The sequence below is a fragment of the Arthrobacter cavernae genome (genome assembly GCF_017368795.1).
In the GTDB taxonomy this organism is placed as follows: domain Bacteria; phylum Actinomycetota; class Actinomycetes; order Actinomycetales; family Micrococcaceae; genus Arthrobacter; species Arthrobacter cavernae.
The window spans coordinates 1-10,837 of sequence record NZ_JAFNLL010000074.1 but is presented as its reverse complement, the minus strand read 5'-3'; the positions used below and the strand labels follow the sequence as shown (position 1 = coordinate 10,837).

Here is a 10,837-nt window from a genome sequence, read left to right as displayed (position 1 = left end):
CTGGGCTGGTCCACCACCAAGACCGTGGACCAGATGTGCGAGGACCACTGGCGCTGGCAGAAGAACAACCCCTTCGGCTACCAGAGCCAGGGAGCAGACTCATGGTAGCGCCCGGTCCCACAGCCGGGGCGGTCACGGAACCCGCGCTGCCTCCACGGGCTGCCGACATCCGGGACGTTGCGGCAGCAGCCGGGGTGTCAACAGCGACAGTTTCGCGGGCCTTGCGTGGAGTTCTCCGGGTCGCGGCCGCGACCCGGAAGAGAGTCCTGGAAGCCGCGGCAGATCTCGGCTATGTTCCGTCGGCGGCGGCATCCGAACTGGCCCTCGGGCGGGGTGCCCAGTGGCACTCCTTTCCGGCCCGACGGAATCCGGCGGACCTGCAGGATGCGGGCGTTCCGGGCCATCACGGCACCTTGGAGGGTCTGCTCCCCTTGGAGGGTCTGCTCGGGGCACGCGTGGCACCATACTCGTTCTTGCCGGACTCCCGCAGGAACCCGAGGAGCGGCATGACCACGGCTCCTTCGTGATGACCGCCCGGGCATACCTGGGCTTCTCCGCGGCAGCGCACGGTTTCACCGCCCACTGTGTGCAGTCCGCAGACGAAGCGGGCATTATCCATGCCGTCCTAAACGCTGATGCGTCAGTGCGCGGGATTGTCATTGGCGCAGGAGAAGCTGTGCACTCATCGGTGGCGTTGCGCGACGCCCTGGCCGGCGTCCGCTCTCCTGTCATCGAAGTTGTTGCCTGCCGCCCGAATCAGCTGGGGGAGTTCCGATCCTCCCTCTTGTCTTCAGTTTCCACCGCGGTGATTATTGGTGCCGGCATCCATGGCTTCAAGCTGGCCATCGACCATCTGGCGGCGACTGTTTAGCGCATTGGCCGCGCTGTGGGTCCTCAGTCTGCCGCCGCGATCCGCAGCTTTCCGACACCCTCGGAGAGCACCCGGCGGGCTTCCTCGCCAAGTTTGGCATCGGTGATCAGTTCGTCGGCGTCCTCCAGCGCGGCGATCGAGGCGATGCCCACCGTGCCCCATTTGCTGTGGTCCGCGAGGACCACCACGCTCCGCGCCGCGCCAATGAACGCGCGGTCCGTTTCCGCTTCCAGCATGTTGGGCGTGGTGAACCCTGCCTTGGCGTCCATCCCATGGACGCCAAGGAACAGGATATCCAGGTGCAGTTGCTTGAGCGCCCCGGTGGCGATCGGCCCCACGAGGGCGTCCGACGGCGTGCGTTCGCCGCCGATGAGGATCACCGTGGAGCCCATCCGCCCCGGACCCATGGAGGAGCCGGCCTGGAAGACATCGGCGATGCGCACCGAGTTGGTCACCACAGTGATCCGCGGGCCTCCCACAAGCTCCTTGGCCAGCGCGTAGGTGGTGGTTCCTGCGCTGAGCCCGACCGCCATGTCTTCACGGACAAGGCTTGCGGCCTCCACCGCGATGGCATGCTTCTCGTCCGTGCGCTGCGTGGACTTGAGCTCGAAGCCGGGCTCATGGGTGCGGGCGTCTCCGGGCAGCTTGGCACCGCCGTGGATGCGCTCCACCAGGCCGGCGTCCTCAAGGCTCTCGATGTCCCGGCGCACCGTCATGGCCGAGACGCCGAGGGCCTGTGCCAGATCCGAGACGCGGACAACCCGCTCGCGCTGGACGGCGTCGACAATGGCGGTGTGGCGGGCTGCCTGGAGCATGGATCACCTTTCGGAGTTGCGGGTACAACCAATCATTGCCTATCCCTTGCTGGATCCCAGCGTCAGGCCCGCAACGAACTGGCGCTGGAGCACCAGGTAGATGATCAGCGTGGGGATCACAGTGATGACCGCACCAGCCGCGAGAAGGTTGTAGTCGTTGAAGAACTGTCCCTGCAGATTGTTGATGGCTGTGGTGATCGGGAGGCGGTCTCCGCTCTGGATGAACAACAACGGCCAGAAAAAGTCGTTGTAGATGAAGATGACTTCCAGGGTGCCCAGCGCCGCGAACGCAGGCCGGCACAGTGGCATGATGATTTCCCAGTACTGCCGCCAGATCCCTGCGCCGTCCACGAGGGCCGCCTCGGTCAGGTCCGGGGACAAGGCCTTCATATAGTTGGACAGCACGAAGGTGCAAAAGCCGATCTGGAAGGCCGTGTCCACAGCGATCACCGCTATGTACGTGTTAAGCATGTTGCCGGAGTCGCTAACGGAGTACGGAACCTCGAAGTGTTTCATCATCTCGAACAGAGGCGCAGCCAGAACCTGCGGAGGCAGGAGGTTTCCGGCCGTGAACATGATAAGCAGGGTGATGTTGAACTTCCAGCTGACCCGGCTGACGGCGAAGGCCATCATCGAGGCGAGCAGCAGCGTCAGGATCACGGCGGGGACCGTGATGATGACAGAGTTCCAGAAGTACTTAGCGAAGCCGCCTTGGTTCCAGGCCTGGATGAAGTTGTCGAAATTGAACGGTCCGGCGAAACTGAAATAGCCGTGCTCATTGGTTGCCGCGACGGGCCGCAGCGCCGTGTACAGCGACCATCCCAACGGGATCAGCCACATGACTGCCATGACGCTGAGGAAGATATGCGTGCCGTAGTGGCGCTTGGGCTTGCTGCCAGGACGTGCAGCGGCCCCCGTCGGCGTCTTTTGCAGGGTGGTGCTCATGCTTTGTTCTCCTTGCCGAAGGTGCGGCTGAGGTAGAAGACGATCGGGACCAGCGAGATGAACAGCAAGACCACCGCAAGGGCAGATCCGACGCCGATCACCTGTCCCTCGCCCACAAGGTTCTGGATGACCAGGGCGCTCAGGAGCTCCAGGCCGTTCGTGCCGCGGTTGATGACGTAGACGACGTCGAACGCACGGAGGGATTCAATGATGGTGATGACCACTATCACGATGTTCACCGGGCGCAGGGCCGGGAAGACCACGCTGAAGAACGTCTGGAAGGCGTTGGCGCCGTCGATCGAGGCGGCCTCGCGCAGGCTGGGGTCGACGCCTTTGAGCCCGGCCAAGTAGAGCAGCATGACGTAACCTGCATGCCGCCAGGTGGCCGCGACCATTGCGGCCCAGATGTTCACCGAGGAATCGCCGAACCAGTCCACGGCCTGGGGCGTGCCCGCGGTTCCGAGGAGGAAGTTCAGCAGGCCATTGTCCCTCTGGTAGAACAACTGCCAGATGATGCCCACGAGGGCCAGCGACAGCATGACGGGAGCGAAGAAGATGCTCTGGTAGATCTTGCTGCCACGGATGTTCTGGTCCAGCAGCACCGCCAGCAGCAGCCCCAACGGTGTGGCAACGAGCGCCAGGAATACCAGCCAGAGGAGGTTGTGCTGCATTGCGGGCCAGAACGGCGGGTAGTCCTGGGCTATGAACTGGTAGTTGTCGGTGCCCGCGGCCTTGATGTCGTTGAGGTCCAGGCCGTTCCAGCGGGTGAAGCTCAGCCCGATGGACATTACGGTGGGCAGCCAGACGAAGACCAGCTGGATCAGCGTGGGGATGCCGACCATGACGGACAAGACGATCCTGTCCCGCTTGGTCAGGCGCCGGACCCGGCCGCGGCCTGTCCGCGGCGGGCCGCCGGTGGCCCTGGACGCGGATGCCCGCGCCGTTTGTTGGGATGTAATGCTCATTGGGTGCGTCCTTGCTACTGTGCTGCGTACAGCGCCTTGGCCTGCGCTTCGAGGTTCTTGACATCGATGGTGCCGTCCTTGATGAACGACTGCAGGGCGGGGATCATGACGTTGTTGGCCATTGCCGGGAGGGCGTCGCGGTCGAAGAACTGGCTGATGTGCTTCGCGTTGGCGATGACGTCCGCGGTCTTTTTGTTCAACGGCGTGAACTTCGAAAGGTCCGCACCCTTGGCCGTGGGGATGTTCGAAGCATCCACTGAGGCGTAGGCGTTTTGTGCCTCGGCAGTGCCCATGAAGGCCATGAAGTCGCGTGCGGCCTGGTTCTGGCCGCCCTTCTTGGAGAGCAGGAGCCCGTCGATCGGGGCTTCGACAGCGTCGCGGCCCTCGACGGCGATTTCCGGGAACGGGAAGAAGTCGATGTCGGCGAGCACAGCTGGATCCGTGAACTGCTGGGTCACGAACGAGCCCAGCAGGTACATGCCGGTCTTCTTGGAACCGAGGGACTTGGCGGCGTCCTGCCAGGTCTGGCCGAGTGCACCCGGATCCTGGAACGGCAGGAGGGCTTTCCAGGTGTCGAAGACATCGCTGACCTTCTTCTGGTCCCAGGATTCCTTGTGCGCGCAAAGGTCCACGTGGAACTGGTAGCCGTTGAGGCGCATGTTGATGTAGTCAAACGTGCCCATGGCCGGCCAGCCATCCTTGTCCGCGAAGCCGATCGGTATGAGGCCGTCCGACTTCATCTTTGCGGAAAGGGTCTTCAGGGCGTCGAAGGTCGCCGGAACCTCGTAGCCCTTCTCTGCCCAGAGGCTCTTGCGGTAGAAGAAGCCCCAGGGGTAGTTGTAGTTGGGGACGAAGTACATCTTGCCGTCCGGTCCCGTGGAGGCCTTCTTCAGTGCATCGGAGTAGTTGCCGCCGATTTTTTCCCAGACATCGTCAATCGGGGCAAGCAGGCCCTTGCCGGCGTAGAACTGCATGCGGTACCCGGCGAACCAGGTGAAGGTGTCGTCCGGGGAGCCCTGCAGGTAGGAGTTGATCTTGTTCTGGAAGTCGTTGTGCGGGACGACGTTGGTGGCAACCTTCTTGCCGGTCTTCTTCTCGAAGGCGTCGGTCACGGCCTTGTAGGCATTCTTGGGGACCTCGTCCGAGGCGCTGGAACCGAAGGTCAGCCCGGAGCTTGCGGCAGGGCCTCCTCCAGGCCCCGTACCCCCGGTGCACGCCGCGAGCAAGGGGATTCCTGCTACGCCTGCGGCGCCAATTGCGAGGGACTTGAGGATGGTCCGGCGGTCCGGCCGGGCGAAGGGATCAATCGATGCTGGCATGTTCTCTCCTTTGAAAAGTGCCCCATGTGGGATGCGTCACACAGTAACACCTTTTGCGTCAGAAATGAACATTAGATAACTAAAAACAACAAAATGTATCGCCAAGAGTGGTGTTCGGGGTTAGGCTTGCCCTGATCCCGCGAAGGCCGCTGCGCACCATTGCGGCCCTCGCCCAGGCCATACGACTCCGAGGAAGCATTCATTGGCCCACTACGCCCCCACCACCCGGCAGCACACCGAGACGGACCTCAGCCTGGCTGAGGACTACGTCAACGAGCTCTCCGATCCCGGCCCGTCCCAGGGCAGCCTGCCGCCGCGGGCCTTCCTGCGCAGCGACGCTCCACTCCGGCTGCTTAACGGGACGTGGAAATTCCGGCTCTCTGCCGGTGCGCGGGAGGCCCCCGACGACGATTGGCAGGGCGGGAACGCCGGCGAGCAGCTGTACGGGATCCCCGAAGGCTTCGCCGATCTCCCCGTTCCGTCCAGCTGGCCGATGCACGGCCACGGCGCGCCCTGGTACACCAACGTCCAGTACCCTTTCGCGGTGGAGCCCCCCTATGTACCGGACGCCAACCCGGTGGGGGATTTCCTGGTGGAGTTCGACGCCGGCGAAGAGTTCTTCCCCGCCGCCCTGCTGAGGTTCGACGGCGTCGACTCTGCCGGGACCGTCTGGCTCAACGGCACCCGCCTGGGGACAACCCGTGGGAGCCGGCTGGCCCATGAATTCGACGTGACCGGGATCCTGCGCCCGGGCCGCAACCTACTGGCCGTGCGCGTGGCCCAGTTCTCCGCCGCGAGCTATGTCGAGGACCAAGACATGTGGTGGCTGCCGGGCATCTTCCGCGACGTCACGCTGCAGGCCCGTCCGGCTGAAGGCGTCGATGACGTCTTCGTCCACGCCGATTTTGACCACCGCACCGGCGAGGGCGTGCTGCGGGTCGAGGCGAGCCGTGCCGGGGAGGCGGTTGACGCCGTCGTGCAGGTTCCGGAACTGGGGATCACGACGGCGTCCGGCACCGAGGTGAGGATTCCCGGCGTCGAACCCTGGACGGCGGAGGCGCCGCGGCTCTATAAGGTGACGGTCAGCACTGCGGGCGAAACCGTCACGCTGAACGCCGGCTTCCGGAGCATCGCCATTGAGGATGCCCAGTTCAAGGTGAACGGCCGTCGCATCCTGCTGCGCGGCGTCAACCGGCATGAGCACGATCCGAAGCTGGGCCGGGCCGTGCCCCATGAGCGGCTCGAACGCGAACTCCGGCTTATGAAGCAACACAACATCAACGCCATCCGCACCTCGCACTACCCGCCTCACCCCCGGTTCCTGGAACTGGCCGACGAACTCGGCTTCTATGTGGTGCTGGAGTGCGACCTGGAAACCCACGGCTTCGTCAGTTCGGGCTGGAACCGGAACCCCAGCGACGATCCGCAGTGGAAGCCGGCGCTGCTGGACCGGATGCGCCGCACCGTCGAGCGGGACAAGAACCACCCCAGCGTCATCATGTGGTCCCTTGGGAACGAGGCCGGAACAGGCAGCAACCTCGCCGCGATGTCGCAATGGACCAAGGAGCGCGATCCGTCGCGGCCTATCCACTACGAGGGCGACTGGAGCTGCCCGTACGTGGACGTCTACTCGCGCATGTACGCGGACCAGTCGGAGACGGCGCTGATCGGGCAGGGGATCGAGCCGCCCCTGGCGGACCCGGCCCTGGACGCGCGGCGGCGGGCCATGCCGTTCGTGTTGTGCGAATATGTGCACGCCATGGGCACCGGCCCCGGCGGGATGAGCGAATACCAGGAGCTGTTCGAGGCCCACCCGCGGCTCATGGGTGGTTTCGTGTGGGAATGGATCGAGCACGGCATCACCCGCAAGGGCCCGGACGGCAGGGAGTTTTTCGTGTACGGCGGCGACTTCGGGGAGGAAGTGCACGACGGCAACTTCGTCACAGACGGGCTCGTGGACGCGGATCTGAACCCGCGGCCCGGGCTGCTGGATTTCAAGAAGGTGATCGAACCGCTGCGCATCACTGTCGCCCAGGACTGGTCCGGCTTCACTGTCCGGAACATGTTCGACTTCGCGGACACCACGGGGATCACGTTCCGCTGGCGGCTTGAATCTGCACAGCTTGAATCGGCACCGCATGGGTCCACACAGCCTGAATCGGCACAGGGCGGGGACCTCCGCGAATCCGGTGAGGCGGACGTTCCGCCGCTGGCTCCCGGGGACGAAGCCGTGGTTGGGCTGCCCGCGGGCCTGGTGGAACGTGCTGCGGGCACGACGGCGGTGCTCACCGTCAGCGCCGTCCTCGCCTCCGAGACGGCCTGGGCGGACGCCGGGCACGAGCTCGCCTGGGGACAAGCGGCACTGAACCTGAGCGGGCTGTTGCCCGTTCCGGCGTCGTCCGCGGTGGCCCTCGGCGAAGACTCCCTTGAACTGGGGCCGCTGGTCCTGGATCGGGTGACAGGGCAGCCCGTTCGGCTCGGCGGGATTCCGGTGCTGGGCCTTCGCCTGAACCTGGCCCGCGCCCTGACGGACAACGACCATGGCCACGACTTCGAACGTCCCGGCACCCCCTCCCAGGCGGAGCTGTGGGCTGCCGCAGGACTGGGCCGCATGCACGCGCGGCTGCTGGGGATTTCCTCGGCGCCGTCGGACGAAGGGGGCGAGGCCGCGATTGTCCGTGTCCGGTACGGTGCCGCGGACAAGCAGTTCGGCGTCTTCGCGACGTTCCGCTGGTCCAGCGACGGTGCGCGGGTGGCACTGCGCACCGAACTTGTGCCCGACGGCGACTGGCCCGGCGGCTCGGGTGGAGGCCGCGCGGCCGCAGAGGCGGCCGTGTGGGCCCGGATCGGCGTCGAACTCGTCCTTGGCGGCCGGCCCGGCGACGTGGACTGGTTCGGGAACGGCCCGCACCAGGCCTATCCGGATACCGGCCAGGGAACCCGGCTGGGCTGGTTCTCCATGCCGGTGGACGGTCCCGACGCTGCCGACTACGTGCGTCCGCAGGAATCCGGTGCCCGCTCCGGCGTCCGCTCGGCCGGAATCGACGTCGGCGAAGCCCGGCTCAGCGTGACCGGGGAACCGTTCTTCCTGACCGTCCGCCCGTACGGCCAGGATGCACTGGAAGCCGCCACGCACCGGCCCGGGCTGCGTCCGGACGGCAACACGTACCTGTACCTGGACACCGCCATGCACGGTGTGGGCACGGGAGCCTGCGGTCCAGGGGTGCTGGAGAAGTACTGGCTGGGCGTGCGGCCTGCGGAGTTCGCGGTGGTGTTCGAGGTGGTGCTGTAGCTGATATCGCCCGACGGCGCCGCCCCACCATCAGGTGGGGCGGCGCCGTCGGGCGTTGACTGCTACTTGCGCAGCGACTCTTACTTGCGCAGCGACTCCGCGATCTGGACCATGGTCGACGGATCCGCCAGGGTGGAGGCGTCGCCGGATTCGCGGCCTTCGGCAATGTCCTTGAGCAGGCGGCGGACGATCTTGCCGGACCGCGTCTTGGGCAGTTCCGGGACGATGAGCAACTGCTTGGGCTTGGCGATCGGGCCGATTTCCTTGCCCACGTGGTTGCGCAGTTCCAGGACGGTTTCCTCGCCCTTGTTGACGGCGTCCCCGCGCAGGATCACGAACGCCACCACGGCCTGGCCGGTGGTTTCATCCGCGGCGCCCACCACCGCGGCCTCGGCCACGGACGGGTGCGACACCAGCGCGGATTCGATCTCGGTGGTCGAGAGGCGGTGGCCGGAGACGTTCATGACATCGTCCACGCGGCCCAGGAGCCAGACGTCGCCGTCCTCGTCCTTCTTGGCGCCGTCGCCGGCGAAGTACATGGCCTCGAAACGGGACCAGTAGGTGTCCTTGAAGCGCTCCGGGTCGCCCCAGATGCCGCGCAGCATGGCCGGCCACGGTTCGCGGATCACGAGGTAGCCGCCTTCGCCGTTGGGCACGGATGCGCCGGCGTCGTCCACCACATCCACGGCAATGCCGGGCAGCGGCACCTGCGCGGAGCCGGGCTTGGTGGCGGTAACGCCAGGCAGCGGCGCGATCATCTGTGCGCCGGTTTCGGTCTGCCACCAGGTGTCCACGATCGGTGCCGGGTTTTCCTTGGCGCCGCCGTTGCCGCCGATGACCTCGCGGTACCACATCCAGGCCTCGGGGTTGATGGGTTCGCCCACCGAACCGAGCACGCGGATGGAGGACAGGTCATACTTGGCCGGGATTTCGCGGCCCCATTTCATGAAGGTGCGGATGGCCGTGGGGGCGGTGTACAGGATGGAGACCTTGTACTTCTCGATCAGCTCCCACCAGCGGCCCTGGTGCGGGGAGTCCGGGGTGCCCTCGTACATGAGCTGCGTGGCGCCGTTGATGAGCGGGGCGTAGGCGACGTAGGAGTGGCCGGTGATCCAGCCGACGTCGGCCGTGCACCAGTACACGTCCGTCTCCGGGTGGAGATCGAACACGGCCTTGTGCGTGTACGCGCCCTGGGTGAGGTAGCCCCCGGTGGTGTGGAGGATGCCCTTGGGCTTGCCGGTGGTGCCGGAGGTGTAGAGGATGAACAGCGGGTGTTCGGAGTCATGCCCGACGGCGGTGTGCTCGGCGGATGCCGCCTCCACCGTGTCGTCCCACCAGAGGTCGCGTCCCTCGACCCAGTTGACGGCCTCGCCGTTGCGCTTGACCACCACGACGTTTTCGACGGTGTGGCCTTCCTTGGACAACGCCTCGTCGACGGCGGGCTTGAGTGGGCTGGGCTTGCCGCGGCGGTACGTGCCGTCGGCGGTGACCACCAGCTTGGCCTCGGCATCATCAATGCGTGAGCGCAGGGCGTCGGCGGAGAATCCGCCGAACACCACGGAGTGCACGGCGCCGATCCTGGCGCACGCCAGGATCGTGATGACGGCCTCCGGGATCATGGGCAGGTACACGGCCACGCGGTCGCCCTTGGCCACGCCAAGCGCTTCGAAGGCGTTGGCGGCCTTCTTGACCTCTTCGGTCAGCTGCGCGTAGGTGTAGGAACGGGTGTCGCCGGGCTCGCCCTCGAAGTAGATCGCAACGCGGTCGCCAAGACCGTTTTCGACGTGGCGGTCCAGCGCGTTGTAGGCCGCGTTGATTTCGCCGCCGACGAACCACTTGGCGAACGGCGGGTTGGACCAGTCAAGGGCGTCGGTGAAGTCCTTGTCCCAGGTGAGGAGTTCGCGGGCCTGCCTGGCCCAGAATGCGGGGCGGTCCGCCGCGGCCTCGGTGTAGTCGGCCGCGGTCGCCACAGCGTTGGCGGCGAACTCCTGCGAGGGGGCGAACTTGCGGTCCTCGTGGAGAAGGTTTTCGAGGGCCTCGACGTGCGGGGCCTGGTCGTGTCCAGCCGACGTGGCTGCAGCGGGCGCCGGGGATCCGGTGGTGTCCTGAGACATGGTGAACCTCATTATTCATCGATCTTCTGCTGCGCGGAGGCCGCCGGCCGGACCGCCGCCGGGGTCACGGCGTCGTGCGGTCCCGCGGAAGTTCCGCAGAGTGCTGTCCGCCATAAACACTAGCGCTTCAAGGAGGTCCTACGTGTGCCTTGTCACAAAGCCGCCAGCGAACGGTCGATTTTTAGCGCCGAATGGCGCCGCTGCGCTGAAATATGCGTTTCATGACGTCCACGGCGGCGGCGGAAGTATTGCCGGCAGCCGGTTTCGCCCATGGAGGATCAGGGGTCCATCCGCTGGAACACCGTCAGGGGCGTGGCATAGGCTGAAGACATCTTGAGACGCACCGACCGGGCACCGGCCAGCCGCGGGAAACAGCCCGGGGCAGCCACCGGACCAGCCCGTGTAAGGCGCCGCCGCACGAAGGAGATACACATGAACCAGCTCAGCCTAGGCCCGAACAAAGGTGCGAATCCGCACGGAACGGCACCCGAAGCGGGAGCTGGAAGCGGACCGGCC

Annotated in this window: 7 protein-coding genes and 1 pseudogene; 3 read left to right on the top strand and 5 right to left on the bottom strand. The window is 65.9% G+C overall.

Going from position 1 to position 10,837, the window contains the following annotated elements:
* Positions 1–101: 101 nt before the first annotated feature.
* Positions 102–332: pseudogene (locus J1902_RS19570) on the top strand (LacI family DNA-binding transcriptional regulator); the annotation flags it as partial.
* A gap of 194 nt (positions 333–526) precedes the next feature.
* Positions 527–871 (top strand): type II 3-dehydroquinate dehydratase, encoded by a 345-nt coding sequence (locus J1902_RS18570; protein WP_207617854.1) that lies wholly within the window; start codon positions 527–529, stop codon positions 869–871.
* Between the two features lie 23 nt (positions 872–894).
* Here J1902_RS18570 and J1902_RS18565 read toward each other — a convergent pair whose 3' ends face one another.
* The 4 genes from J1902_RS18565 to J1902_RS18550 are packed head-to-tail and all read right to left on the bottom strand — an operon-like array spanning position 895 to position 4,915.
* The gene (locus J1902_RS18565) at positions 895–1,686 is read right to left on the bottom strand and encodes a DeoR/GlpR family DNA-binding transcription regulator (RefSeq protein ID WP_207617853.1); all 792 of its coding nucleotides are present in this window, start codon (positions 1,684–1,686) and stop codon (positions 895–897) included.
* Positions 1,687–1,725: 39 nt separating this feature from the next.
* Positions 1,726–2,631, bottom strand: coding sequence for a carbohydrate ABC transporter permease (locus tag J1902_RS18560; protein ID WP_207617852.1), 906 nt, complete (start codon positions 2,629–2,631; stop codon positions 1,726–1,728).
* Positions 2,628–3,596 (bottom strand): carbohydrate ABC transporter permease, encoded by a 969-nt coding sequence (locus tag J1902_RS18555; RefSeq protein WP_207617851.1) that lies wholly within the window; start codon positions 3,594–3,596, stop codon positions 2,628–2,630. The genes J1902_RS18560 and J1902_RS18555 overlap by 4 nt, the downstream gene beginning before the upstream one ends.
* Positions 3,597–3,610: 14 nt before the next feature.
* Positions 3,611–4,915: an ABC transporter substrate-binding protein gene (locus J1902_RS18550; RefSeq protein ID WP_207617850.1), complete on the bottom strand. Its 1,305-nt coding sequence runs from the start codon at positions 4,913–4,915 to the stop codon at positions 3,611–3,613.
* Between the two features lie 202 nt (positions 4,916–5,117).
* Between J1902_RS18550 and J1902_RS18545 the strand changes: the two genes are divergently transcribed.
* Positions 5,118–8,207: a glycoside hydrolase family 2 TIM barrel-domain containing protein gene (locus J1902_RS18545; protein WP_207617849.1), complete on the top strand. Its 3,090-nt coding sequence runs from the start codon at positions 5,118–5,120 to the stop codon at positions 8,205–8,207.
* Positions 8,208–8,287: 80 nt separating this feature from the next.
* Here J1902_RS18545 and acs read toward each other — a convergent pair whose 3' ends face one another.
* The gene (gene acs / locus J1902_RS18540) at positions 8,288–10,321 is read right to left on the bottom strand and encodes an acetate--CoA ligase (RefSeq protein ID WP_207617848.1); all 2,034 of its coding nucleotides are present in this window, start codon (positions 10,319–10,321) and stop codon (positions 8,288–8,290) included.
* Positions 10,322–10,837: the final 516 nt, after the last annotated feature.

Coding starts and splice junctions, on each gene's coding strand:
- J1902_RS18565 (WP_207617853.1), bottom strand. CDS start 1,686: ATGCTCCAGGCAGCCCGCCACACCGCCATTGTCGACGCCGTCCAGCGC.
- acs (WP_207617848.1), bottom strand. CDS start 10,321: ATGTCTCAGGACACCACCGGATCCCCGGCGCCCGCTGCAGCCACGTCG.
- J1902_RS18560 (WP_207617852.1), bottom strand. CDS start 2,631: ATGAGCACCACCCTGCAAAAGACGCCGACGGGGGCCGCTGCACGTCCT.
- J1902_RS18555 (WP_207617851.1), bottom strand. CDS start 3,596: ATGAGCATTACATCCCAACAAACGGCGCGGGCATCCGCGTCCAGGGCC.
- J1902_RS18550 (WP_207617850.1), bottom strand. CDS start 4,915: ATGCCAGCATCGATTGATCCCTTCGCCCGGCCGGACCGCCGGACCATC.
- J1902_RS18570 (WP_207617854.1), top strand. CDS start 527: ATGACCGCCCGGGCATACCTGGGCTTCTCCGCGGCAGCGCACGGTTTC.